This window comes from Thermobacillus xylanilyticus (genome assembly GCF_907165215.1).
Classification (GTDB): Bacteria; Bacillota; Bacilli; order Paenibacillales; family Paenibacillaceae; genus Thermobacillus; species Thermobacillus xylanilyticus.
Genome location: NZ_CAJRAY010000043.1, coordinates 86,285 through 109,806 on the forward strand (window position 1 = coordinate 86,285; position 23,522 = coordinate 109,806).

General features: G+C 62.8%; 22 protein-coding genes and 1 tRNA gene. 12 read left to right on the top strand and 11 right to left on the bottom strand.

The genetic code is table 11. The features are described from left to right. Nucleotides 1-305: 305 nt before the first annotated feature. Both KJQ12_RS09440 and KJQ12_RS09445 read right to left on the bottom strand, forming a co-directional pair. On the bottom strand, nucleotides 306-1,220 hold the full coding sequence (locus tag KJQ12_RS09440) for an alpha/beta hydrolase (protein ID WP_213484458.1): 915 nt from the start codon (nucleotides 1,218-1,220) through the stop codon (nucleotides 306-308). Nucleotides 1,221-1,249: 29 nt separating this feature from the next. Next, nucleotides 1,250-1,885 (bottom strand): bifunctional 4-hydroxy-2-oxoglutarate aldolase/2-dehydro-3-deoxy-phosphogluconate aldolase, encoded by a 636-nt coding sequence (locus KJQ12_RS09445; protein ID WP_213484459.1) that lies wholly within the window; start codon nucleotides 1,883-1,885, stop codon nucleotides 1,250-1,252. A 204-nt stretch (nucleotides 1,886-2,089) separates the two neighbouring features. Between KJQ12_RS09445 and KJQ12_RS09450 the strand changes: the two genes are divergently transcribed. Further along, nucleotides 2,090-2,716: a hypothetical protein gene (locus KJQ12_RS09450; RefSeq protein ID WP_213484460.1), complete on the top strand. Its 627-nt coding sequence runs from the start codon at nucleotides 2,090-2,092 to the stop codon at nucleotides 2,714-2,716. Between the two features lie 67 nt (nucleotides 2,717-2,783). Here KJQ12_RS09450 and galU read toward each other — a convergent pair whose 3' ends face one another. Beyond that, complete coding sequence (galU, locus tag KJQ12_RS09455) at nucleotides 2,784-3,668, bottom strand: UTP--glucose-1-phosphate uridylyltransferase GalU (protein WP_213484461.1); 885 nt, start codon at nucleotides 3,666-3,668, stop codon at nucleotides 2,784-2,786. Nucleotides 3,669-3,798: 130 nt separating this feature from the next. On the opposite strand from galU, the gene KJQ12_RS09460 reads away from it, so the two are divergent. Continuing rightward, on the top strand, nucleotides 3,799-4,200 hold the full coding sequence (locus KJQ12_RS09460) for a secondary thiamine-phosphate synthase enzyme YjbQ (protein WP_213484462.1): 402 nt from the start codon (nucleotides 3,799-3,801) through the stop codon (nucleotides 4,198-4,200). A gap of 33 nt (nucleotides 4,201-4,233) precedes the next feature. Here KJQ12_RS09460 and KJQ12_RS09465 read toward each other — a convergent pair whose 3' ends face one another. Further along, nucleotides 4,234-4,572, bottom strand: coding sequence for a hypothetical protein (locus KJQ12_RS09465; protein ID WP_213484463.1), 339 nt, complete (start codon nucleotides 4,570-4,572; stop codon nucleotides 4,234-4,236). Nucleotides 4,573-4,670: 98 nt separating this feature from the next. Between KJQ12_RS09465 and KJQ12_RS09470 the strand changes: the two genes are divergently transcribed. Then, nucleotides 4,671-5,021 (top strand): AMP-dependent synthetase and ligase, encoded by a 351-nt coding sequence (locus KJQ12_RS09470; protein WP_213484464.1) that lies wholly within the window; start codon nucleotides 4,671-4,673, stop codon nucleotides 5,019-5,021. A 61-nt stretch (nucleotides 5,022-5,082) separates the two neighbouring features. On the opposite strand, the gene KJQ12_RS09475 is transcribed toward KJQ12_RS09470, so the two are convergent. Further along, entirely contained in the window at nucleotides 5,083-5,670 is a 588-nt protein-coding gene (locus tag KJQ12_RS09475) for a guanylate kinase (RefSeq protein WP_213484465.1), read from the bottom strand. 394 nt (nucleotides 5,671-6,064) lie between these two features. Between KJQ12_RS09475 and KJQ12_RS09480 the strand changes: the two genes are divergently transcribed. Next, a complete protein-coding gene (locus KJQ12_RS09480; RefSeq protein ID WP_213484466.1) occupies nucleotides 6,065-6,547 on the top strand; it encodes a Dps family protein in 483 nt (160 codons plus the stop codon). Between the two features lie 119 nt (nucleotides 6,548-6,666). On the opposite strand, the gene KJQ12_RS09485 is transcribed toward KJQ12_RS09480, so the two are convergent. The 3 genes from KJQ12_RS09485 to KJQ12_RS09495 form a co-directional block, all read right to left on the bottom strand. Continuing rightward, complete coding sequence (locus KJQ12_RS09485) at nucleotides 6,667-7,791, bottom strand: PAS domain-containing sensor histidine kinase (RefSeq protein ID WP_213484467.1); 1,125 nt, start codon at nucleotides 7,789-7,791, stop codon at nucleotides 6,667-6,669. Next, a complete protein-coding gene (locus tag KJQ12_RS09490; RefSeq protein ID WP_015256039.1) occupies nucleotides 7,784-8,440 on the bottom strand; it encodes a response regulator transcription factor in 657 nt (218 codons plus the stop codon). The genes KJQ12_RS09485 and KJQ12_RS09490 overlap by 8 nt, the downstream gene beginning before the upstream one ends. A 72-nt stretch (nucleotides 8,441-8,512) precedes the next feature. Further along, the gene (locus tag KJQ12_RS09495; RefSeq protein WP_213484468.1) at nucleotides 8,513-8,989 is read right to left on the bottom strand and encodes a GAF domain-containing protein; all 477 of its coding nucleotides are present in this window, start codon (nucleotides 8,987-8,989) and stop codon (nucleotides 8,513-8,515) included. A 304-nt stretch (nucleotides 8,990-9,293) separates the two neighbouring features. On the opposite strand from KJQ12_RS09495, the gene KJQ12_RS09500 reads away from it, so the two are divergent. The 3 genes from KJQ12_RS09500 (at nucleotide 9,294) to pflA (ending at nucleotide 13,364) form a co-directional block, all read left to right on the top strand. Then, a complete protein-coding gene (locus KJQ12_RS09500) occupies nucleotides 9,294-10,049 on the top strand; it encodes a Crp/Fnr family transcriptional regulator (protein WP_213484469.1) in 756 nt (251 codons plus the stop codon). Nucleotides 10,050-10,228: 179 nt separating this feature from the next. Further along, the gene (gene pflB / locus KJQ12_RS09505) at nucleotides 10,229-12,496 is read left to right on the top strand and encodes a formate C-acetyltransferase (protein ID WP_213484470.1); all 2,268 of its coding nucleotides are present in this window, start codon (nucleotides 10,229-10,231) and stop codon (nucleotides 12,494-12,496) included. A gap of 52 nt (nucleotides 12,497-12,548) precedes the next feature. Beyond that, the gene (pflA, locus tag KJQ12_RS09510) at nucleotides 12,549-13,364 is read left to right on the top strand and encodes a pyruvate formate-lyase-activating protein (protein ID WP_213484471.1); all 816 of its coding nucleotides are present in this window, start codon (nucleotides 12,549-12,551) and stop codon (nucleotides 13,362-13,364) included. A gap of 152 nt (nucleotides 13,365-13,516) precedes the next feature. Here pflA and KJQ12_RS09515 read toward each other — a convergent pair whose 3' ends face one another. Next, the gene (locus tag KJQ12_RS09515) at nucleotides 13,517-14,455 is read right to left on the bottom strand and encodes an aldo/keto reductase family protein (RefSeq protein WP_213484472.1); all 939 of its coding nucleotides are present in this window, start codon (nucleotides 14,453-14,455) and stop codon (nucleotides 13,517-13,519) included. A gap of 182 nt (nucleotides 14,456-14,637) precedes the next feature. Here KJQ12_RS09515 and KJQ12_RS09520 point away from each other — a divergent pair, with 182 nt between their 5' ends. The 5 genes from KJQ12_RS09520 to KJQ12_RS09540 all read left to right on the top strand — a co-directional run bounded on the left by KJQ12_RS09520 (nucleotide 14,638) and on the right by KJQ12_RS09540 (nucleotide 19,833). Next, nucleotides 14,638-14,973 carry a winged helix-turn-helix transcriptional regulator gene (locus KJQ12_RS09520; protein ID WP_015256045.1) on the top strand — a complete coding sequence of 112 codons (336 nt, stop codon included), beginning with the start codon at nucleotides 14,638-14,640 and terminating at the stop codon, nucleotides 14,971-14,973. 36 nt (nucleotides 14,974-15,009) lie between these two features. Continuing rightward, a complete protein-coding gene (locus KJQ12_RS09525; RefSeq protein WP_213484473.1) occupies nucleotides 15,010-15,663 on the top strand; it encodes an NUDIX hydrolase in 654 nt (217 codons plus the stop codon). A 961-nt stretch (nucleotides 15,664-16,624) separates the two neighbouring features. Continuing rightward, a tRNA-Thr gene (locus KJQ12_RS09530) sits at nucleotides 16,625-16,700 on the top strand. A gap of 198 nt (nucleotides 16,701-16,898) precedes the next feature. Next, nucleotides 16,899-18,296, top strand: a complete 1,398-nt coding sequence (locus tag KJQ12_RS09535) for an MBOAT family O-acyltransferase (RefSeq protein ID WP_213484474.1) — start codon at nucleotides 16,899-16,901, stop codon at nucleotides 18,294-18,296. Between the two features lie 94 nt (nucleotides 18,297-18,390). Continuing rightward, nucleotides 18,391-19,833 carry a copper amine oxidase N-terminal domain-containing protein gene (locus KJQ12_RS09540; protein WP_213484475.1) on the top strand — a complete coding sequence of 481 codons (1,443 nt, stop codon included), beginning with the start codon at nucleotides 18,391-18,393 and terminating at the stop codon, nucleotides 19,831-19,833. A gap of 57 nt (nucleotides 19,834-19,890) precedes the next feature. Here the strand turns inward: KJQ12_RS09540 and KJQ12_RS09545 are convergent, their stop codons facing one another. Beyond that, complete coding sequence (locus tag KJQ12_RS09545) at nucleotides 19,891-21,474, bottom strand: response regulator (RefSeq protein ID WP_213484476.1); 1,584 nt, start codon at nucleotides 21,472-21,474, stop codon at nucleotides 19,891-19,893. Between the two features lies 1 nt (nucleotide 21,475). Further along, on the bottom strand, nucleotides 21,476-23,356 hold the full coding sequence (locus tag KJQ12_RS09550; RefSeq protein ID WP_213484477.1) for a sensor histidine kinase: 1,881 nt from the start codon (nucleotides 23,354-23,356) through the stop codon (nucleotides 21,476-21,478). Between the last annotated feature and the right edge of the window lie 166 nt (nucleotides 23,357-23,522).

A 23,522-nucleotide genomic window follows, 5' to 3' on the forward strand; every position in this document is an offset into this window, starting at 1 on the left:
CCCGTTCTCGGGTTGACAGGGCAGGTGGCAGGCAGTATTCCGGCGGCGCGAACGTTTCCCCCTTGACGGAAGCATGGTAGAAGTCGCCGTTCCTTGCCGTGAAGACCCGTGCGAAGAAACTTCCGCCATCCCTGCCAAGCCAAACTTGTAATGAAATTGTAATATTTCTTTCAGATTCCGTTCATGTTGGGCGGGTATGATGTGAACATAACCCCCCATTTTCATATACCCTTTCCTTGAATCCCGCGGCGATGGAACCGGATCGTCCGCGGGACCTTTTTTTGTCCGTCAGCCGTCGATCCGTTTCAGCGCCGCGGACCGCCTCCGGCCAGATGCCGCTGCAGGAAAGGCAGCACGGCCTGCCAGAACGCGGGGTCCTGCTCCGAGCAACTGTGTCCCTGCGCGTCGACGAACCGGTGCTCGACCGGCGCCCTGGCGGTGACGCTGCGCAGCTCTTCCGCCGGAATGACCGGGTCGCCGGTGGAATGGATCATGAGCACCGGCTTTCCGCCTCCGCCGCGGACCGCTTCGGCGTTGGCCGCAACCCAGGCCGGCATGTCGATGCGCCGCACTTCCCTGTACGGGACGCCCGCCCGGAGCAGCCAGACGCGCAGGATGATCCGGGCCAGCGGAAACACCGGCAGATTTCTGCGCCTGAGCTCGGACCGGAGAATCGTCTCGATCGTGAGCGGCGCGTTGTCCGTAATGACGGCGCGCACCGGCAGCCCGCCGGCATAGGCGAGCAGGGCGCCGAGCCCGCCCATCGAATGGCCGAGCACCGCGATGCGCGAGGCGTCGACGCCGGGCAGCCGCGCCGCCGTCGCGACCGCCGCCTCGATGTCGGCCATGAACATGAGCCCGGTCGGCGCCTTGACCGAGCCGCTCTCGCCGTGGCTGCGCGCGTCGTACACGAAGACGGCGTATCCGGCTTCGACGAGCGGATGCGCGTAGCGCAGCACGCGCGACCGGTTCGAGCCCCAGCCGTGCGCGATGACGACGAGCGGCAGCGGCCCGCCGGAATCCGTGCCGGCCGCATCCGGCCGGATCAGCCAGCCGACCATCGGCACGCCTTCGCTCTCGAACCGGACCGTCTCATACGGCGCCCGCGGCAGCTCCCCGATCGGCCGCCGCTTCGGCTGCTGCGTCTTCGCGCCGAGCATCCATGCGCCGCCTCCCGCCGCCGCGATGGCGGCAGCCGCCCCGATGACCCAGCCGACCATGTCCGTCTCCCCCTTCGCCTGCGTCCGGTTTAGTTCAGCGACCGGACAATCTCGACATAACGGCGGGCATTGTCCGTGAGCCGTTCGAAATCGCCCGCCTTGATCCATTCCCGGTTCAGCAGCTTGCTCCCGATCCCGACCGCGGTGGCCCCGGCCTCGAAATACGACCGGATCGTCGTCAGGTCGACGCCGCCCGTCGCGATCATCGGGATATGGTCCAGCGGCGCGCGGATTTCCTTCAAATATTCCACGCCGAGCGACGCCATCGGGAACACCTTCACCGCCTCGGCGCCCGCCTTCCACGCGCGCACGATCTCGGTCGGCGTCATGACTCCCGGCCAGACGGACAGCCCCCGCTCCGCGCCGAAGGCGATCACCTCTTCGTCCAAATTTGGCGAGATCAGATACATGGCGCCTGCCGCCGCCGCTTCCTTCGCCATTTGCAGGTCGAGCACGGTGCCCGCTCCGATCGCCGCCCGCCCGTCAAACTTCTCCCGCCATCCGGCGATCGTCTTCAGCGCGCCCGGCGTGTTCATCGTCACTTCCACCAGCCGGATGCCGCCGTTTACCAGCGCTTCGGCCGCCCGATCGGCCGACTCGCCTTCCAGTCCGCGGACGATCGCCACAATGCGCTCCTTCAGAAGCAGATCCAATGTGCCGCTCACATTCGTTCCCCCTGTAACGACAAGGGCGGCATTCCGTCTGCCGCCTGTCGAACTTCAGCTTCTTCCATTGTACGCCATCCGCCCGGACGCGCAAGAGCCGCGCAGGCGCCTGCCCGCGGACGCGTGTATCGGCATACACCGGATGGGCATGTGCCGCATACGATATCCCGAAAGCCCAATCTTACACGAAGGAGCAATCGACAAATGGGAGTTCAGCATGCAAACCCACACGTAAGCGCCGGATGCGGCTGCGGTTCGCTGCGCGCTTTCCCGGCTCCTCCGACTCCGGGGCAGCAAGGGCCCGGGCAGGCGCCCGGACAGCAAATCGGCCCCGGATTTGGTCCCGGCTTCGGTCCCGGCCCCGGCTTCGGTCCCGGATTTGGTCCCGGCTTCGGTCCCGGCCCCGGCTTCGGTCCCGGTTTCGGTCCCGGTCCGTTTCCGCCGTTCCCCGGCCCGGGTCCGTTTCCGCCATCCCCCGGACCAGGCCCGTTCCCGCCGTTTCCCGGTCCCGGACCGTTCCCGCCGTTCCCCGGCCCGGCGCGGTTCGTCACCGTATTCATCAACGGCGGCCGGCAATTCCCGTGGCTGACGCGGTCCTACAACATCCCGCACCGCTTCGGGCTGACGGTGCGCCAGGCGCTCGCCTCGACGGGAGCGGTGCAGTTCGGCCTGGGCGGCCAGATCGTGTCGGTCGGCGGCGTCTTTACCGGACCCGGCAGCAACATCCGGACGACCGTCCGGCTGAACGGCCGTGTTATCCCGCCCGGTCTCCTGAACACACCGGTTCAGCCGGGCAGCTTCATCTCGCTGGAATTGAGCCGGTTCTTCTGACGCCTCGCGGCGGGCGGTTGCCGGCGGCTCAATCGGCCGCATGCCGGGCAATCGCCCCGCCGGCCGCTTACATAGATTCGTCCGCGCCGAGCCGCTGCCGCAAATACGCCCTGACCCGCTCCGCCAGATCCGGCCGGTCGAGCGCCAGATCGACGGTCGCCTGCACGAAGCCGAATTTGTCGCCGATGTCGTACCGCCGGCCGCGGAACGGATAGGCGGTCATCGGCGACTCCGCGTTCAACTGCTGCATGCTGTCCGTCAGCTGGATCTCGCCCCCGCGGCCGGGCGCCGCCTTCTCCAGATAGCGGAAGATGTCCGGCGTAAAAATATATCTCCCGACGACCGCCCAGTTGGAAGGCGCCTCGCCGCGCGGCGGTTTCTCGACCAGACTGCGGATGCGATGGTCGCCGGATTCGGCATCGAAATCGGCGATGCCGTATTTCTCCGTCTCCTCCCACGGCACCTGCATGACGGCGACGACGGACGAGCCGGTCTGCTCGTACACGTCGATCATCGACCGGAGGCACGGCGGATCCGAGACGAGAATATCGTCGCCGAGCAGCACCGCGAACGGCTCGTTCTCGACGAAATGCCGCGCACTGAGGACGGCGTGCCCGAGCCCGAGCGGCTCCTTCTGCCGGATGTAATAGATCTCCGCCAGATTCGAAATGCCGCGGACGATGTCCAGCATTTCCCCGTCGCCCTTCGCCTCCAGCGCCATCTCCAGCTCGACCGATTTGTCGAAATGGTCCTCGATCGCCCGCTTGTTCCGGCCCGTGACGATCATGATGCTCTCGATGCCGGACTTCACTGCTTCTTCGACAATATATTGGATCGCCGGCTTGTCGATCAGCGGCAGCATTTCCTTCGGCTGCGCCTTCGTCGCCGGCAGGAACCGCGTGCCGAGTCCTCCCGCCGGAAGGACCGCCTTGCGGATGCGGGTTCTGGTCAACGGCGACCTCCCCTTTCCTTATGTATAGGTACGGGATGAAAAGCTCCCGCGGCTTGTCCCGCATTGACAACCGGCCGCCCGCCCGTGCACAATGAGGCTGACCCGACATTGCAGAAGGAGACGAAGCCCGATGCTCACGACCGAAACGCTCCACACGTCGAGACGCGACGAAATGATCGACATCACCCGTCAGGTCCAGGCCGCGGTCAAGCGTTCCGGCGTCACGGACGGCATCGCCGTCATCTACTCGCCCCATACGACGGCCGGCATCACCATTCAGGAGAACGCCGATCCCGACGTCCGGCACGACGTGCTGCTCCGCCTGGACGAAGTGTATCCCTGGCAGCATCCGGGCTACCGGCACATGGAGGGCAACACCGCCTCCCATCTGAAGACGATCACCGCCGGCGCTTCGCAGACCGTGATCATTTCCGGCGGGAGGCTGCTGCTCGGCCGGTGGCAGGGCATCTATTTCTGCGAATTCGACGGCCCCCGGACCCGCACGTACATGATCAAGATCATCGCGGGCTGAAGCCGGGCCGGCATGCGGCGCCGCGGCCGCGCGTCACCCGCCGATGGCGGGATCTCGCTTGCGGAACTGCTCGAGAATGGCCTTCAGCGCGGCGTCGTCGTGCTCCCGCTCTTCATTGCCGATCTTCACGATCCGGATCTCAAGCGGGTTTTCCCCTTCCCGGTAGAACACGAGATGCTCGCGGTCGCGGACCTTCACGTCGAATCCGCTCTGCCGGAGGAACCCCAGGATATCTTCCGGCGTCGGCGGCTTGCCGTCCGTGTACAGCGTTCCTTTCAGATTGCGTTCTTCCCCGGCCACGTTCAGATAATCAATGCGAAAAACGAACCGCCATTCCGCCACTTTCTGCGCCTCCCTGTTCATCATGCCCATGGTGTATAAATTGCCCCCGGTCCGCCATCCTAATCGCGGAGCAGCGTGCACGGACATCCTGCGCCCGGCTCCGATTCCGTTGACCAGGAGGTATCGCGATGTATCAAAATGATGTCCCGAACGCTGCCCTGCAGATCCGGCATTGCGAGCAGCTGCTCTCGCAGCTGATCCAGCAGACGCAGCAATCGACGCAGAAGTACCAGCAGATGCTTCAGCAGGAGCAGCAGAACGTCGCCATGCTTGAACAGCTTGCGCAGCGGGAGCGTCAGGCGGTTCAGATTATCCAGACCGCGCTGCAAGGCCATCAGACGGCCCTGGAACAGCTGCAGCAGGCTTCGAGCCTCTGCCGCCAGCTGGAATATGCCGTGACGAACGCCGTCCCGGCGGCCGGCTTGTCCTATACGGCCGCGGGCGCGGGCAGCTATTTCCCTCAGCAGCAGGGATTCTGAAACAAGACCGCCGAACCGCTGGCACAGCGGACGGCGGTCTTCGCTTGTGAATCGGGAACGGTCAGTCTTTGTCCACCAGTCCCCGGTTCAAATACTTCTCGAGCGTATTGGTAATATCGAACACCGTATGTGCGAGATCGTAATTCTCGAAGGCATGCTCGCATTGCGATTGATATTCCATGTCGTATTCGTAGCGGCTCAGATGCTCCTGGATGACGTCGTCCGGCAATCCGAGCGCGCGCTGCCGTTCCTCCACCGTGCGGCGGTCGGCATAGATGAACAGCCGGATGCAGTGATCGCCGTACTTCTCTTTCAGAATGTCCGCACCTTCACGATTCAGAATCAGGTAGACCGATCCGCTCTTCTCGAACGCCCGGGCGACATCCTTGTCGCGAATCCCGTACTTGTTGCCCCTGAGCTCGATGCTTTCGAGGAATTCGCCGTCTTCTTCGAGCTGGTCGTACAGCGTCCGCGAGATAAAGTGATAGTCGACGCCGTCAACTTCGCCCGGGCGCGGCTTGCGGGTGGCGTACCCGGGCACCTTGCGGATGCCCAGCGTCTGCGCAACCGCGTCGGCGACAGTCTTCCGTCCCGATCCGTCCGGACCCGTGAAGACGAACATGTATTCCGAATCCTTCATGACATACATCCCGTTCTCCTCCTCCTTCATGAAAATGATGGCGGCAAACCGCAGCGAAAGCGCACGATACGGACAAAACCCGGCACTGCAAGCGTTTGTGTTTCACTATTGTAACGAAAATCGGCTGTCACGGTCAATAATCAGCGACGCCCACGTCCCTGCCCGCGAATGCTCCCGATATCTTTCGATTTCTGGCTTTTTCAAACCGGGAGCCGACAGGGTTTGACAAGCGTCTTTTTATTATTTATAATAATTCTAAATTAAAAATTGATACAAACTTTGTTGTCCGTCTCTGCAAACGGCATAATCCCGCGGAATTGGCGCAACCTAACGCGGGAACGAAGCACACGATGCCCGCCGCGGAACGCGCACGATTCCAGAACTGCGAAGGAGGAGATTCGACATGGCGTCCATTCATGAAATCCTTAACCGTCAAATCGCCAATTTCAGCGTGCTCTACGTCAAGCTTCACCATTATCATTGGTATGTGAAAGGCGCTTCATTCTACACGCTGCACGCAAAGTTTGAAGAACTGTACAATGAAGCGGCCGGATACGTCGACGAACTGGCCGAACGGCTGCTTGCGCTGGGAGGCCGGCCGGTCTCCCGCATGGCGGAATACCTGAAGCTGGCCGCCATTCGGGAAGCATCCGGCACCGAGGATGCGAACGCGATGGTGCTGACGATCGCGGAGGACTTCCGGATGATCTCCGCCGAGCTGGCCGATGGGATCCGCGCGGCGGAGCAGGAAGGCGACGCATCGACCGCCGATCTGCTCACCGGCATCCGGACAAGCCTGGACAAGCACGCCTGGATGCTGCGCGCCTTCGCCGGCCAGACCGGCGCTCCCGCCGCGGCTCCGGACGCCCGCGTCCGCACCGTCTGATTGCGCGGAGGCGCTCCGACGAACACGGCCTTCCCGCCCGCTGCAAGGCGAGCCGGGAAGGCCGTTTCTTCTGTCCGGGAGCGCCATGCGAGGCAATGGCAATCGCCGGAGCCCGCGCGTCACCGCGGAGCCGCCGGCTCCTTCGGCACGATGAGCCGCACCTCGGTCCCCTTGTCCGGCGCGGACCGGATGACAAGCGTCCCGCCGACGGCGCGCGCCCGCTCTTCCATCGAGAACAGGCCGACGCCGCTCCGGCTGACGGACGGGTCGAAGCCCGCGCCTTCATCCCGCACGATCGTCTCGACCGCATCGTCCGTTTCCTTGATCGACACTTCGCACTCGTCAACGTCGGCGTATTTCGCAATGTTCGTCAGCGCTTCTTGCACGACGCGGTAGATCGTCGTCTCCGCCGCGATGGCCGGCCTGCCGCGCAGTTCGATCGCGAGCCGCACGTCGATACCGTAATGCGCCGAATAGTTCTCGACATAGGTGCGGACGGCCGGGCCGACGCCGAGATCGTCCAGCACCGACGGCCGAAGCTCCCGGGACATGCTGCGGATGTCTTCCATCACGTCCGCCACGTCCCGGCGCAGGCTGCGCAGCTCGGCCATCTCCGGGTGGTCGTCCAGCAGCCGGTCGATGCGGATGAGCAGCGAGAACAGGCTTTGGCCGACCCCGTCGTGCAGTTCGCGCGAGATCCGCTTCCGCTCTTCCTCCTGCACCTCGATGACGCGGGTCATCATCGTCTTCAGTTCCTGCTCCACCTGCTTCAGCTTCGTCACTTCGTTGCGGATGGACAGATACTGATACGGGCGGCCGTTTTCGTCCAGGAACGGCACGATCGTCGTGTTCACCCAGTAGTAGGTGCCGTCCTTCGCCCGGTTGCGGATGTCGCCGCGCCAGACTTCCCCCCGCGAGATCGTCCGCCACAGGTCGCGCATGAACGCCTTGTCATGATAGCCGGAATTGACGATCCGGTGATCCTGCCCGATCAGCTCCTCGCGGCTGTATTTTGAAATCTCGACGAACTTGTCGTTCACGTACTGGATGATGCCTTTCGCGTCCGTAATCGCCACGATCGACGATTCATCGAGGGCGAATTTCACGTCCGCGAGCTGCTTGAGCGCCGTCTTGAGCTGCCTGCGCAGTTCCTCGTCCGCGATGAGCGTCTCGATCTCGTGCAGCAGGCGCACGGCAGCCTCCGCTTCCTGCTTGCCCAGCTTTGCGCCGACGGCATTATTCAAAGTTCAACAATCCTTTCTTGACCGCGAATTTGATCAGCTCGGGCCGCGTCTTGAGCCCCAGCTTCTCCATCAGGTTCGCCTTGTGCGTCTCGACCGTCTTGACGCTGATGATCAGATTGTCGGCGATTTCCTTGTTCGAATACCCCCGCGCAATCCAGCCGAGAACCTCCTTCTCCCGCTCCGACAGCGTGTCGTAGGCGTCCGGCGGCTCGGCGCCCGACTTCAGCCGGTTCAAATATTCGCTCATCAGCCGCTTCGTCGCCGTCGGGTACAGATAGGCGTCCCCGGCCGCTACCGACCGGATGGCGGACACCAGCTCCTCGTGCGGAGCGTTCTTCAGAATGTAGCCCGACGCGCCGATCTGGATGGCCCGGAACAGATACTCGTCGTCGTCATGCATCGTCAGGATGAGAATGTTCGTCTCCGGCAGCCGCTGCTTGAGCTCCGCGGTCGCGGCCAGGCCGTCCATGCCGTGCGGCATGCTGACGTCCATCAGGACGACATCGGGCTTCAGCTCCAGCGCCATCCGGATCGCTTCGCCCCCTTCCGACGCCTCGCCGACCACTTCGATGCCGTGCCTGCCGTCGAGCAGCATGCGAAGTCCCGAGCGGACCACCGCATGATCGTCGCACAGGAGCAGCTTCACCATCTTACGATTCCTCCGTCTTCCGCGGATATTACCCGAATTGTAGCAGAAGGGACAAAAAAACCGCAATGACCGCTACCTTTTCGGCCAGCTTGCCGCCTCCAGCGACAGCTCCCGCCACCATTCCTCCCGCGCGCCGAGCGCCTTGATGCCGCGCACCGCCCGGCCGATTTCCGCGTCGTCGTAATCCTTCGTCAGCCGCCTGCCGAGCAGCATGACGCCGGAGATGTCGCATCCGGTCCTGACGGGCAGAAATACGGCGGCGGCCAGGCCTTCGGCGAGCAGGATCGGGTCTTCGATCCGCGCCCGCTCCGAGCCGGGACGGCTCGGATCGAAGCAGACCGGCGTGCCGGAGCGGATCGCCAGGCCGAGCAGCCCGACGCTCGGCCGCTGCGTCATGTTCGGCGTCCGGCTGCTGACGCTGCCGACCACGACCCGCCATGTCACGCGCCGGCTGGCCGGGTCCAGCAGCCCGAGTCCGGCGAAATCGCTTTCGGTCTCGCGGCGCAGCTTCTTCACTTCGCGCAAAATCGCTTCCTTGGCGTTCTCCATTTTCCTCCCACCTTCCTGCCGCATGCCGGTCCGATCTTGGGTGTGGTCTCTATGCTGTCAGTTCACTGATGAAATCCGCAAATCCAAACCGCACTCGGGGAATTCCCTGATGCCACTCTCGGGGCGCTCTTCCCGAACTGCGCCGATACAGCCAGCATACGCGATTTTGCGGCCCGAGTCTGTGATTTTCATCATCATCCAAATCCGGTTGTCTGCGCCGAAATTCCGTCGATTCCCCGATTACGCCCGCCCCGAAAACCTTGTATGCTTGGGTTAAGCAGGATGCATGAGGAGGCGAACCGACATGACGAACAGACAGATGACCGCATCCGCTCCATTGGGACAAAGCGCCGTCTGCAGGCGGGAGCAGGGAGACAGCCCGTTTACGGAACGCCAATTCAAGGAACTGGAATCGATCATGCACATCCGGCGCTACGAAGCGGGCGCCTACCTGTTCTGGGAAGGAGAACCCGCCGAAGCCGTCTATTACATCCGCAAAGGCCACGTCAAGCTGCGCCGCACGACCGACGACGGCCGCGACCTTTTGCTGTCGATTCTGAAGCCGGGCGATTTCCTCGTCGATTTCGATGCCTGGGATCCGAATCACCGCAACAGCGGCCAGGCGATGGACGATGTCGAAGCCGGCATCATTCCGCTGCCGGACCTGGAACTGCTGCTCGGCAAAGACGGCGAGCTGGCGTTCCGGTTCGCGATGTGGATGAGCATGCTGCGCCGCAGGAGCGAATCGAAGCTGTGCGATCTCATCATGCTCGGCAAGCCGGGAGCCCTCGCCTCGACGCTGATCCGCCTGACGAACAGCTTCGGCGTCGCGCAGCCGGACGGCATCCTCATCCGGCTGAAGCTGACAAACACGGAGCTGGCCGAACTGGTCGGGACGACGCGCGAGAGCATTAACCGGATGCTGAACACGCTGAAGAACGAAGGCGTCATCGACATGGCGCCCGGCGGCAGGCTGCGCGTGCTGCAGCTCGACAAGCTGCGGCAGATGGCCGGCTGTCCCGAATGTCCGGCTTGCCCGAAGGAGATTTGCAGCATCTGAGGCCGATGCGCCGGCAAGACCGCACCGGACAAAAGCGTAAAAAACAAGGATATAAAACATTGATGTTTGTGATTAATTTCACATACTTCCCGTCCAAAGGCTGGTACCATTTCAGATGAAGGCAGCGTGCCGCTGTCCGCGGCCCCTGCACGAAGCGTTAGAGGGAGGGAGCAGGTGTCATGACCACTGCTGTGAAACAACCCCGAACCGAAGGCGTACCGGACTGCTGGCGCGGTTTTCAATCCGGCCGGTGGATGGAAGAAATCGACGTGCGCGACTTCATTCTGCGCAACGTGACCCCCTATGAGGGAGACGAGCGGTTCCTCGCGGGGCCGACCGAAGCGACGACCCGGCTGTGGGAGATCGTCAGCCGGCTCTCCCGGGAAGAGCGGGAACGCGGCGGCGTCTGGGACGTCGATGTGAACACCCCGTCCGCCATCACCTCGCACGGACCGGGCTACCTCGACCGCAAGCTCGAGAAAATCGTCGGCGTGCAGACGGACGCTCCGTTCCGGCGGGCGATCATGCCGTTCGGCGGCATCCGCATGGTGCAGGATGCATGCAAGGCCTACGGCTATGAACTGCCGCAGGAGATCGTCCGGCTGTTCACGGAAATCCGCAAGACGCACAACCAGGGCGTATTCGACGTCTACACGCCGGAGATGCGCGCGGCGCGCAAAGCCGGCATCATCACCGGCCTGCCGGACGCCTACGGCCGCGGCCGCATCATCGGCGACTACCGGCGCGTGCCGCTGTACGGCGTCGACCGGCTGATCGAGGCGAAGAAAGCCGACCTCGCAACCATGGAGAAGGGGCCGATGACGGAGGAGGTCATCCGCGCCCGCGAGGAGCACGCCGAACAGATCCGCGCGCTCGAAGAACTGAAGCGGATGGCGCTGTCGTACGGCTTCGACATTTCGCGGCCCGCAGCGAACGCCCGCGAAGCGGTGCAATGGCTGTACTTCGCCTATCTCGGCGCGATCAAGGAGCAGAACGGCGCCGCCATGAGCCTCGGCCGCGTCTCGACGTTCCTCGATATCTACTTCGAGCGCGATTTCGCCGAAGGGACGCTGACCGAGACCGAGGCGCAGGAGCTGATGGACCATTTCGTCATGAAGCTTAGGATCGTGAAGTTCCTGCGCACGCCGGAGTACAACGAGCTGTTCAGCGGCGACCCGACCTGGGTGACCGAGTCGATCGGCGGCATGGCCGAAGACGGCCGCACGCTCGTGACGAAGAACAGCTTCCGGATTCTGCACACACTGTACAACCTCGGCCCCGCGCCCGAACCGAACCTGACCGTGCTCTGGTCGACGCGGCTGCCGCAGGCGTTCAAGAACTACTGCGCGAAGGTGTCGATCGAGACGAGCTCGGTGCAGTACGAGAACGACGATCTGATGCGCCCGATCTACGGCGACGACTACGGCATCGCCTGCTGCGTGTCGGCCATGCGGATCGGCAAGCAGATGCAGTTCTTCGGCGCCCGGGCGAACCTGGCGAAGGCGCTGCTCTACGCGATCAACGGCGGCGTCGACGAGAAGCTCGGCATCCAGGTCGGACCGAAGGAAGAGCCGATCGCGTCGGACACGCTGGACTACGACGAAGTCCGCGAGCGCTACGACCGCGTGCTCGAATGGCTCGCCGAACTTTACATGGACACGCTGAACGTCATCCACTACATGCACGACAAGTATTGCTACGAGCGGCTCGAGTTCGCGCTGCACGACCGCGACATCATCCGCACGATGGCCTGCGGCATCGCGGGATTGTCGGTCGTCGCCGACAGCCTGAGCGCGATCAAGCACGCCAAGGTGTACCCGATCCGCAACGAACAAGGGATCGCGGTTGACTTCCGCATCGAGGGCGATTACCCGCAATACGGCAACAACGACCCGCGGGTCGACGACCTGGCGGTGGAGATCGTCACGTCGTTCATGGCGAAGCTGCGCAAGCACAAAGCCTACCGCGGCGCGATTCCGACGCAGTCGGTGCTGACGATCACCTCGAACGTCGTCTACGGCAAGAAGACCGGCTCGACGCCCGACGGACGCCGGGCGGGCGAACCGTTCGCGCCGGGCGCGAACCCGATGCACGGCCGCGACCGGAAAGGCGCGCTGGCGTCGCTCGCGAGCGTGGCGAAGCTGCCTTACACCGAATCGCTGGACGGCATCTCGAACACGTTCTCGATCGTCGGGAAGGCGCTCGGCCGCGACCTGAACAGCCGGATCGCCAACCTGGCCTCGCTGCTGGACGGCTACATGACGCAAGGCGGCCATCACCTTAACGTGAACGTGTTCGACCGGTCGACGCTGCTCGACGCGATGGAGCATCCCGAAAAATATCCGCAGCTTACCGTGCGCGTCTCGGGCTACGCCGTCAACTTCATCAAGCTGACGCGCGAACAGCAGCTCGAGGTGATCAGCCGGACGTTCCACGAATCGATGTAACGGAAAGGGCCCCGGCGGACGAAGGCCACACGATCGAATGGAGGGAATCAACATGCAGCACCAGGACCGGCTCGACACCGCGGCAACCGGACGCGTTCATTCGATCGAAACCTTCGGCACGATGGACGGACCGGGCATCCGGTTCGTCCTCTTCCTTCAAGGCTGCGCGCTGCGCTGCCGGTACTGCCACAACCCCGACACCTGGGACACGTCCGCCGGCCGTGAGATGGATGTCGAAGCCGTGCTCGCCGAGATCGAGCCCTACCTGGACTACTACCGGCAGTCGGGCGGCGGCATCACGATATCGGGCGGCGAGCCGACGCTGCAGGCGCCGTTCGTCGCCGCGCTGCTGCGCGAAGCGAAGCACAGGTACGGCCTGCACACCGCCATCGACAGCTCCGGTTTCTGCGAGCCGGCGCACGCCGAAGCCTGCGGCCTGCTGGACGCGGTCGACCTCGTGCTGCTCGACCTGAAAATGATGGATGCCGCGCGGCACGAAGACCTGACGACGCAGCCGAACGAACGCATTCTCCGGTTCGCCCGCCACCTGTCCGACACCGGCCGGCGGATGTGGATCCGCCACGTGCTTATTCCCGGCGTCACCGACCGCCGTGAGGACCTGCTGGCGCTCGGCCGCTTCATCGGCACGCTGCGCGGCGTCGACAAGCTCGAACTGCTGCCTTACCACCGGATGGGCGTGTACAAATGGCAGCAGCTCGGCATCCCGTACACGCTCGAAGGCGTGCAGGAGCCGACGCAGCGGGAGATCGAGCGGGCGAAGCGGATCATCGAAGAAGGCCGGCGGGAGGCGTCTCGGACCGGATGCACCGCTTCGTCCGGCCCTCGCATCCCCCAATATGGCGCGTAGTGCAAAAATGCACCTCATCACCCCGGATCAGATGGAAAAGCCGCCATATAGCGCAAATCTGCACCTGATCCGCTCCCTTGCACAACGAAGGCCGATGCGCCCCCCGCGGACTGCCCCGCGTACGCATCGGCCTTCTCTTTATCCTGCAATTCTTACTTCAAAATCTCCTCGATCCGCTCCAGCACGTCGGCGGAAAGCTCGATGCCGGATGCCTTCGCGTTCTCCTCGACCTGCTCCGGACGGCTTGCGCCGACCAGGGCGCTCGCCACGTTCGGCTGGCGGAGAATCCACGCCAGCGCGAGCTGGCCGACCGTGATGCCGAGCTCGGCCGCCACTTCCGACAGCTTGTGAACCTTCGCGATCTTCTCCTCGGTGATCCCTTTCTTCACCCAGTCCAGCCGTGCCGCGCGGCTGTCCGCCGGGATGCTGTCCACCGACGTATATTTGCCCGTCAGCAGCCCCTGCGCCAGCGGCGAGAACACGACTTGTCCGATGCCGCAGCGTTCGCCGAGCGGAATGATCTCCGGCTCGATGTAACGGTTGAACATGTTGTACACCGGCTGGTTGACGACGATCCGGTCGAGCAGATACTTGTCGGCGATGGCCAGCGCTTCCGCCATTTGCGCCGCCGTCCACTCGCTGACGCCGACATAGAGCACCTTGCCCTGGCGCACGAGGTCATCCATCGCGCGTAGCGTCTCGTCGAGCGGCGTCTCGGGATCATGGCGGTGGCAATAGTAAATATCGACATAATCATGCCCGAGCCGCTTCAGGCTCGCGTGCGCCTGCTCCATGATGTGCTTCCGCGACAGCCCGCGGTCGTTCGGCCCGTCGCCCATCGGCCAGAACACCTTCGTCGCCAGCACGTACGACTCGCGTGGATACTCGCGCAGCACCGCGCCCATCAATTCCTCCGCCGCGCCCCGCTCATACACGTTCGCGGTGTCGAAGAAGTTGATGCCGAGATCGTATGCCTTCCGTATCGATTGGACCGCGTTTTCCCGTTCGACGTATCCGCCGTAGGTCAGCCAGCTGCCCAGACTGATTTCGCTTACCTTGAGGCCCGTCCGTCCCAGTCTCCGGTATTTCATGCCGCATCTCCTCCTGGTATTCCGTCTCGGGCGGCGGCACCAGCACCGCCGTCCCCTTCCCATTCTAGAACAGTTCATATATCATGGTAAGAAGTGAAATGTTTTTCATTATATTATACGCACGATATCTACTATACTCGTTATAGCGTCCATTCATATCCCGGGTGAGGTGAGCCTACGTCATGCAGAGCAGCCGGAATTATGTACCGAAAAATCCCGTCCACATCGAATGCAACATCGAGAAAACATTGGAAGTGCTCGGCGGCAAATGGGCCTTCCTCGTCCTGCGCGAACTGTTCGGCGGGAAGAAGCGGTTCGGCGAGCTGCAGCGCGCCATCCCCCACGTCAGCCCGCGCGCGCTGACCAGCACCCTCCGCCATCTCGAGGCGAAGGGCGTCCTTGAGCGCCATGTCTATCCGACGGTGCCCGTCACGGTCGAGTACAAGCTGACGCCCAAGGGCGAAGACTTGCATCCGATCATCAAGCAGATGAAACTGTGGGCGGCCAAGTGGACTTGAGCGAAACACAAACGATCATGATCGGGGGCCGCAACCTTGAGCGACGAAGAATGGTTTGACATTTACGACGAAGCGATGCGTCCGATCGGCACCGCCGCGCGCAGCGAAGTGCATGCGCGGGGCCATTGGCACCGCTCGTTTCACTGCTGGCTGGCCAGGCCCGCGGACGGCGGGCTGATGGTCCGCTTCCAGCGGCGAGCGTCCGGGAAGGACACCTTCCCGGATTGCTTCGACATCACCGTCGCCGGCCATCTGGCCGCCGGAGAAACGCATCGCGACGCCGCGCGCGAAATTCGCGAGGAGATCGGCCTTGACATCCCGTTCGAGAAGCTGACGTTCCTGTTCGAGCACCGGTCGGTGCGCGAAGGCATAGCCCGCGGCGTCCCGTTCATCGACCGCGAGATCAGCCGCGTCTACGGCGCGCTGTCCGACGCGCCCCTCGATTCGTTTCGTCTGCAGATCGAAGAGACGGCCGGCATCTATGAAGCGGACGCCGACAGTCTGATCGCGCTGTTCGAAGGGAGGCTCCCCGAACTGACAGCCGAAGGCCGCGTGCCCAGCGCAGGCGGCCGGGAGCTGCGCCCGGCCGTCGAACGCGTGACGCCGGACCTTTTCGTCCCCCGCGAACCGTCTTACTATCTCGACGTGTTCCGCCGCCTGCAGCGTTTATCCGCACCGGATCGTTCCTGATCCCGTGCACGGCCTCCCAGGCCCGGTACCAGTTGTCGATCATGCCGTGGATCTGGTAGAACACCGTGCTCCGCGGCGCGACGTCGAGATCGTTCAGATCGGGCTCCCCGTAGAGCAGCGCCGACTGTTGATGGATGCAATTGTGCAGCGACTCGATGAACAGGCCGAGCTCGTCGGCCGTCGCGAACGACCAGGGCATCCGGATGATGCGCGCCTCCGCCGTCCGGTCATAGCAAGGCGCCGCGCGAATCGGCTCCGGCGGAACGACCCACGGCTGCACGAGCCGCTCGTCCAGCCCCTGCCGCCGGTACCAGTCCAGCGCGCGCCGGATGAACTGACGATGAAATTCAAGGAAATCGGCTCCGAACCCCGGCGGCGGATTCGCCGGATCGACGGACATCCGCGCATGATGCCACGCCCGATGCTCCGCGAGCAGCTGAAGCGGGAAATTCGGAATGATCGGCATGGTGCGGCCTCCCCCTTGCAGTTGGCGTATTCGCATGGTTTGATGCATTATACGCCCGCAATCCGCATCCGGAACCCGGAGCCTCACCGGTTTTCCGCAACGTTCAAGAACAGTCGCCCCGATAAAAAAACCCGGCCAACGCCGGGTTTTGCCGTTCAACCGAGCCAATATCTGACCAGCAGCCACACCGCCATCCAGACCGGCACGGACAACAGCGCGCCGATCGCCAGTCCCGTCAGCACATTTCCGTCCGGGTCATCCCGCTTCACTGCCAGACCACTCCTTCGCCGCTTGCCTTATTGACATCCTATCCCTGCAGGCCGGGCAATATACGGCAATATACGGTGAATCGTCAACACTCGCACTTGCTTGCGCAGCCGCAGCCCGGGTTTTCCGGCCGTCCGCCCGGATGCAAAAAAAATTTTCGCCGGAGAGTTGACACGCGGGTCGAACCCTGATATTCTATAAGAGTCGCCTGAAGCAAAGGCGGTACACGCTGAAGTAGCTCAGCTGGTAGAGCAGCGCATTCGTAATGCGCGGGTCGGGGGTTCGAGTCCCTTCTTCAGCACCATTCAGAAACGCCGAGCGGCGCGGATTCCGGACAACCGGAACTGCGCCGCTTTTTTCGTGCGCGTACTCTCCGCGATGCACGCAGCTTCCCTTGCAGTTAAAATTTTTTAAGATTTGGACAAGCCGTTCATCCGTTTGCCGTTCCCGGCCTGTTACAATATACTTGTCTTATCAAATCGTGGGGACGTGACCGCATCCGATGCTGTTCAATTCCTATGTATTCATCTTCGCCTTCTTCCCGATTACAGTGGCGGGCTACTTCATCCTGTGCCGATTCCGGCTTACGTATGCCGCCAAAGTGTGGCTGGCGCTTTCATCCCTCGTCTTTTACGGGTGGTGGGACGTCCGCTACGTGCCGCTGATTCTCGCCTCGATCGCGTTCAACTATACCGTCGGCAGGCTGCTGATCGCATCAATCGAACCGTCGTCCAGGCTGCACAACCACCGGAAGAAACTGCTGACCGCGGGGATTGTCGGCGACATCTTGCTGCTTGGCTACTATAAATATGCGGACTTCTTCCTGGAAAATCTGAACGCCATCGCCGGAAGCAGCTTTCCGCTGCTGCACATCGTCCTTCCGCTCGGCATCAGTTTCTTCACGTTCACCCAGATCGCGTTCCTGGTCGATGCCTACAAGCAGAAGGCGAAAGAATACGACATCATTAATTATGTTCTGTTCGTCACCTTCTATCCGCACCTGATCGCCGGTCCGATCCTGCACCACGGCGAAATGATGCCGCAGTTCGACCGCGTCCGGAACAAAGTGTGGAACTGGAGCAACGTCACCCGCGGCGGATTCATTTTCTGCATCGGTCTGTTCAAAAAGGTCGTCATCGCCGACACGTTCGCCGAATTCGCGAACGACGGCTTCGCCAGGGCGCACATGTTCATCGATTCCTGGGTGGCGGCGCTGTCGTACACGTTCCAGCTCTATTTCGACTTCAGCGGATATACCGACATGGCGATCGGCATCGCGCTGTTCTTCAACATCCGGCTGCCGCAGAACTTCAATTCGCCGTACAAGGCGACGAGCATCCAGGATTTCTGGCGCCGCTGGCACATGACGCTGAGCCGGTTCCTGCGCGACTACATCTACATACCGCTCGGCGGCAACCGCAAGGGCAAGTTCCGGACCTATTTCAACAACATGGCCGTCTTCCTGATCGGCGGCTTCTGGCACGGCGCCGGCTGGACGTTCATCATGTGGGGCTTCCTCCACGGCCTGGCGCAGGTCATCCAGCGGATCTGGGGCGAATGGGGCCGCCCGCTGCCGCGCTGGCTCGCGTGGGGGATCACCTTCCTGTTCGTCAACGTGACCTGGGTGTTCTTCCGCGCCGAATCGTTCGATCAGGCGCTCCGGCTGCTCAAGGGAATGGCCGGCTTGAACGGCATCTCGTTCATTCATTTCGAAGTGTACTTTTATCCGATTCTGCTCATCGCCGTTTTCCTGCCGATCGTGCTGTTCACCCGCAACTCGTCGGAGCGGGAGCGCGATTTCCGTCCCGGCTGGAAGACCGGATTGGCGGCGGCCGCCATGTTCATTGTCTCGCTTTTCTTCCTGAACCGGATTTCCGAATTTCTCTACTTCAATTTCTAGAAAGGCGGCGTAATACGTGATGACACCGAACGATTCGATGCGTCCGCTGCCGCCGAGACACCGGGCGGCGAGACGACTCCGGAAGCGGTCCGCCATGCACAAGCGAACGATCGGCTGGTTCTTCCTGGGCTGCATGCTGTTTGCCTCGATGTTCATCCTGCTCGCTTGCGTCGTTGATCCGCTGCAGCTCTATCACAAGCCGTGGTTCTACAAACCGGTCTACACGACGGAGGAACGTTACCAGAACGCCGGGCTGGCGAAAAACTACGAGTACGAGACGATCATCATCGGCTCGTCGATGACCGAGAACTTCTTCCCGAGCAAGGTGGAAGAAGCGATCGGCGGCAAGACGATGAAGCTGTCGTTCCGCGGTTCATATGTCGACGAACAATACATGGCGGCCAAGCTCGCCCTCGGGACGGGGCAAGTGAAAACGGTGCTGTGGGGTCTCGACTATTTCGCGCTCAAAACGAATATCAACGAGGGGCAGAACGCGTTTCCGTACTATCTCTACGACCGCAATTTCCTGAACGACTACAAGTATTGGTTCAACTACACGCACTATGAACGCCTCATCAAGGGGCTTGTCCGCCAATACCGGACCGGCCATGTGCAGGGGCTTGAAGGGCTGTACAACTGGAACTTCTCGGTCAAGTTCGGGGAAGACGTGACGATCAGGCATTACCGGAAGGCGCTGACGGAAGAAGCGATTGCCGCCAAGGTCAACGAGGAAGATCCGCTGGAAGTGGTGCAGGGGAACTTCAACAAGTACGTGCTCTCGCTTATCGAAGCGCATCCGGACGTGAAGTTTCTGATCTATTACCCGCCGTACAGCATTCTTCGCCATGTCGTCTGGCGGGAGACGAATCCCGAGCGGTACGAGTACCAGCTCTTCATGAAGGAATGGATGTACGAGCAGTTCAGCCGCTTCCCGAACGTCGAAGTGTACGATTTCCAGACGGAAGCAGACTGGTCGTTCCATCTCGACTATTACAAGGACATGTCGCACCACCATCAGGATATCAACACCTGGATCGCGCAGGCGATCGGACGGCGGGATCCGAAGTATCTCGTCACGGCGGACAACGTTCGCGATTTCGTCGAGGAGCTGGACCGGCAGGTGGACGAAGCCGCGGTGTCGGACGACGACCGGCTGTTCCGCGTCCGGGTCTTCCTGGACGACGGCGGCGGGCTCACCCCGATCTCGCTGGGCACCTTGATGATCGGGAACGGCGGAAACCTGCGCGTGCCGGCGAAAGGGCTGGCGGAGCTGCTCGGCGCAGAGCTCGAGTGGGAGCGGGAGACGAAGCACCTCCGGCTGACCGCCGGAGACCGGACTTTCGAGCTGACGGTCGGCGAGACGACGGCGCTGGCGGACGGCGAGACGATCGAACTGACCGATCCCGCGCAGCTCATCGGCGGCACAACCTTCGTGCCGCTCGCCGAAACCGCGGCGGCCTTCGGCTGGGAAGCGTCCCGGACGGACCTCGGCGACCGCGAGTTCGAAGTCGTGTTGAAAGCGCCGGGGCAAAGGTGAACACGAGAAAGTCCGGACGATTCCGCAACGCGTGCGGGTCTTCCGGACTTTCTCTGCCTACATGCGTCCCGCGCTCCCCTCGCCCGCCGCATCCGGCGCGAAAACCGCGTGACGCTGGCGGTATTCCAGCGCCGTAATGCCCTCGTGTTCCTTGAACACGCGGTTGAAGTGCTTCACATTGTCGAAGCCGACGCGCTCGGCGATCTCGTACACCTTCGCGTCCGTATGGACGAGCAGTTCCTTCGCCTTCTCGATGCGCACCCTGCGCAGGTACGACACGAAGCTTTCCCCCGTATATTCCTTGAACAGCTGGCCGAAATACGCATAGTTGAGCGACACGTGGTTCGCCGCCATGGCCATGTTCAGGTCTTTCCAATAGTTCTCCCGGATATAGGCGACGGCGGCGCGCATTTCCTTGTGCTCGGCGTGCGCCGACCGGAGCGAGCGGATATAGTCCGACAGCAGGAGCAGCAGTTCCTCGACGTCGCGCCGGTAGTCCGCAAGCGACGCGTAATGGTCGAGGCTGCCGACGCGCCGATGCAGCTTCAGCACCTCCACCGATTCCTCGCCGAACGTGCGGAACACCTGGTCGAACACCTGCTCGTTCAGCGCCCGGCTGAGCGCCTCGATGTAGGCGACGCCGCCGTCCGGCGATTCCGGCAGCTCGAACAGGCGGCCGGCGAGCGCGGCCATCTCCTGGTCGCGGCCGGTGCCGAGCATGTTCGCGAGCTTGCGCACCTCGTCCATCGGCACGTCCGCCGCGAAGGCTCCGCAAGCGGGACTGGCCGTCAGCACCGCCGAACGGACGGGCGGCATGACGAGGCTCCGCTTGAGCGCCCGCTTCGCCTGCCGGTACCGCTCCGGCAGCCGCGCCGCGGAATCCTCACGCTCGCTGAGGCCGACATAGACCGGCGGCTCGCAGATGCGCGCGAGCTCCCCGGCCAGCATCTCCGCCAGGCCGGGATCGGGGGATGCGAAGACGAGCAGCCCGTCCCGGTCGACGGTCCAGATCGCCCGCATCCCTTCCGCCGCCCGCTGCTTCAGCCAATCCTCGGCTTTCGCCCGCCCGAGCGGGTCGCCGGCGGTCTTGAGCACGCCGACGGCGTAGTCCGGCGTAAGCAGCTCCGTCAGACCGGCCGCCTCCGCCCGCTGCATGACGACCGCTTCGTCCGCCGAATCGCCGACGAGCAGGTAGGCGAACACGCTGGCCGCCATATCCGTCCGGTACCGCTCGGCCTGCTGCCGCAGCTCCTCCGTCTGTTCGGCCCGGCGCAGCGCTTCCTCGACACGGTCCAGCGCCCGGTACAGCTCCTCGCGCACGATCGGCTTCAGCAGATACTCCTTCACGCCGTACTGGATCGCCTCACGCGCGTAGGCGAAATCGTCATACCCGCTCAGGATGATGACGGCCGGCCGATGCCCCGCTTCCGCCGCCTCGCGGATCAGGGCGAAACCGTCCATCTCCGGCATCCGGATGTCGGTAATCAGAATGTCCGTCTTCCGCGACCGGATGATGTCGAGCGCCTCCCTGCCGCTTTCCGCCGTCAGCGTCTCGTACCGGTCGGCGCATTCGCGGTCGATCATCGCTTTCAGGCCCAGCCGGATATTCCGTTCATCGTCGACGATGAGCAATGTCCGCATATCATTCCGCCCCTCCATTCTCAGTCCGCAGCGGCAGCCGCATGGTGACGCGCGTGTACCGGCCGGCTTCGCTTTCCACGGCCAGCCCGCATTCCGGCCCGTAATAGAGCCGGATGCGCTGCTGGACATTGAGCAGGCCGATGCCGCTGCCTGCCCCTTCCCTCGCCGGTCTGTCCGCCGGCATGGGCGCGCCGCTTCGCTCCAGCTTGCTGTTCAGCGCCGCGGTCTGCTCCGGCGTCATGCCCCGGCCGTCGTCCTCCACGGTCAGCGCGAGCTTGCCCTGTTCCGCCCGGCACGCGATCCGGATCTCGAGGCCGCGCCCGCCGCCGTCCGCAAGCCCGTGCTTCACCGCGTTTTCCACGATCGGCTGCAGCGTCAGCTTCAACATTTCAGAGCCCAGGAAACGTTCCGGAATGTCGGTGATCAGCCGGATTTTCCGCTCGAACCGGATGTTCATGATCGCGATGTAGTTGGCCACATGCGCCAGCTCGTCGCTGAGCTGCGCGTATTCGCTCGTCCAGCGCAGATTGTAGCGCATAAGCCCCCCCAGCGAAGTCAGCGCGTCGGAGATTTCATACTGGCCTTCAATTTCCGCCAGCATCTTGATGTTTTCCAGCGTATTGTACAGAAAATGCGAATCGATCTGGTTCTTCAGCGTCCGCAGTTCCGCTTCCTTCGACGCCGCCTGCTTCTGGACGGCATCGGCAATCAGCTCGTTGATCTTCTTCAGCATCTTGCGAAAATGATGCGCCAGTTCGCCGACCTCGCCTCCGCCCCGCACCGGAATGTCGAACGCGAAATCGCCCTGCCGCACCTTTTTCATCGAATCGCGCAGAATGATCAGCCGCTTCAGAATGAGCTTCACCGAGAAATACGTGACCGTCGACAGGACGACGAGCAGGAAAACGATCGCCGTAATCAGCTTGTTCCGCGCTTCATTCATGTCGCGCAGCGCCTGCTCGAGCGAGACGACGTTGATCAGGTGCATGTCGAGCTGATCGAAATAAGCGGTCACCGCCAGCATCGGCCTGCCGTCCGCCTGAAACGGCACGCTCCGGATGCGGTCGGTGCCGGCCGCCGCCGCCAGCTCCTTCAGCTGCTCCTCCGTCACGCCCGCCTCGGCCAGCCACGGATTGTCACGGTTATAATAGAGATTCCCGTCCCGGTCGACCGCCGCCATCTGCGCCTGCCGCCCTTCGTAGCGGGTATAGATCGACGGAAAAAAATTGTACAGCCGCATATCGACTTCGAGCACGCCCGCGTGGACGCCGGAAATGTATTCAATCTCCCGGAGCAGCATCATCTTCGGAAGCTGCACCTTGTCGTCCGACGCGCCGCGCCGCACGAGCTCGTCGTCGTTCGGCGACACCTGCCACCAGATCTGGCCGTCCAGATCGTTCACGGTCTCGAACCAGGGCTCCCCGGAGATTCGCGATTCGTGCCAGAATACCGGATACAGTTCCCGCACGTTCTCGTTGTCCGAGAAAATGCGGATATGCCGGATCTTCGGGTTCGTGTTCTGCAGATGCGTCACGATCGAGACGAGGCTGTCCCGGATGTCCATCAGTTCCAGTGTCTCCGGCTCGCGGATGAGGCGGAGATAGTCCTCCACGTCCTTGTACGTGTACGTCAGTTCCGCCGCCCGCAGCATCGTCTCCATGTTGCTCTCGACGTTCGCGCGCTCCAGTTCCATGGCGGATTCGTTCTCCCGCCGCACCTTGTCGATGTAATCCGCGGACATGTCGCGGAACAGCAGCCAGGAGATGAGAAGGCTCGGAATGAGCAGGATGACGATGTACGTCATGATGAGCCGCTGCTGGATCGGCCATTGCTCCATTTTGTATGCGATTTCACGAAACCATCTGCCAAGCCGCCGTCTCATCGTGAGCCCACCTCGTCCCCGTCTTGCCTGCCCGCCGGACAAGCCGCAACCGTTGTATGCACCATTATAGACCGTTCCGGGTGCCAAGTCTTGAGCCCGCCTCCGGGCTTCCGGCAAAAAGCGGCAAGCCGCCGATAGCCGCCCCGTTAAGGGCGGCATCGGCGGG

Bases quoted from the DNA above. Each gene is read 5' to 3' on its own strand.
- KJQ12_RS09440 (WP_213484458.1), bottom strand. From the start codon at position 1,220: ATGGTCGGCTGGGTCATCGGGGCGGCTGCCGCCATCGCGGCGGCGGGA.
- KJQ12_RS09450 (WP_213484460.1), top strand. From the start codon at position 2,090: ATGGGAGTTCAGCATGCAAACCCACACGTAAGCGCCGGATGCGGCTGC.
- KJQ12_RS09460 (WP_213484462.1), top strand. From the start codon at position 3,799: ATGCTCACGACCGAAACGCTCCACACGTCGAGACGCGACGAAATGATC.
- KJQ12_RS09465 (WP_213484463.1), bottom strand. From the start codon at position 4,572: ATGGGCATGATGAACAGGGAGGCGCAGAAAGTGGCGGAATGGCGGTTC.
- KJQ12_RS09470 (WP_213484464.1), top strand. From the start codon at position 4,671: ATGTATCAAAATGATGTCCCGAACGCTGCCCTGCAGATCCGGCATTGC.
- KJQ12_RS09475 (WP_213484465.1), bottom strand. From the start codon at position 5,670: ATGTATGTCATGAAGGATTCGGAATACATGTTCGTCTTCACGGGTCCG.
- KJQ12_RS09480 (WP_213484466.1), top strand. From the start codon at position 6,065: ATGGCGTCCATTCATGAAATCCTTAACCGTCAAATCGCCAATTTCAGC.
- KJQ12_RS09490 (WP_015256039.1), bottom strand. From the start codon at position 8,440: ATGGTGAAGCTGCTCCTGTGCGACGATCATGCGGTGGTCCGCTCGGGA.
- KJQ12_RS09495 (WP_213484468.1), bottom strand. From the start codon at position 8,989: ATGGAGAACGCCAAGGAAGCGATTTTGCGCGAAGTGAAGAAGCTGCGC.
- KJQ12_RS09500 (WP_213484469.1), top strand. From the start codon at position 9,294: ATGACGAACAGACAGATGACCGCATCCGCTCCATTGGGACAAAGCGCC.
- pflB (WP_213484470.1), top strand. From the start codon at position 10,229: ATGACCACTGCTGTGAAACAACCCCGAACCGAAGGCGTACCGGACTGC.
- pflA (WP_213484471.1), top strand. From the start codon at position 12,549: ATGCAGCACCAGGACCGGCTCGACACCGCGGCAACCGGACGCGTTCAT.
- KJQ12_RS09515 (WP_213484472.1), bottom strand. From the start codon at position 14,455: ATGAAATACCGGAGACTGGGACGGACGGGCCTCAAGGTAAGCGAAATC.
- KJQ12_RS09520 (WP_015256045.1), top strand. From the start codon at position 14,638: ATGCAGAGCAGCCGGAATTATGTACCGAAAAATCCCGTCCACATCGAA.
- KJQ12_RS09535 (WP_213484474.1), top strand. From the start codon at position 16,899: ATGCTGTTCAATTCCTATGTATTCATCTTCGCCTTCTTCCCGATTACA.
- KJQ12_RS09540 (WP_213484475.1), top strand. From the start codon at position 18,391: ATGCACAAGCGAACGATCGGCTGGTTCTTCCTGGGCTGCATGCTGTTT.
- KJQ12_RS09545 (WP_213484476.1), bottom strand. From the start codon at position 21,474: ATGCGGACATTGCTCATCGTCGACGATGAACGGAATATCCGGCTGGGC.
- KJQ12_RS09550 (WP_213484477.1), bottom strand. From the start codon at position 23,356: ATGAGACGGCGGCTTGGCAGATGGTTTCGTGAAATCGCATACAAAATG.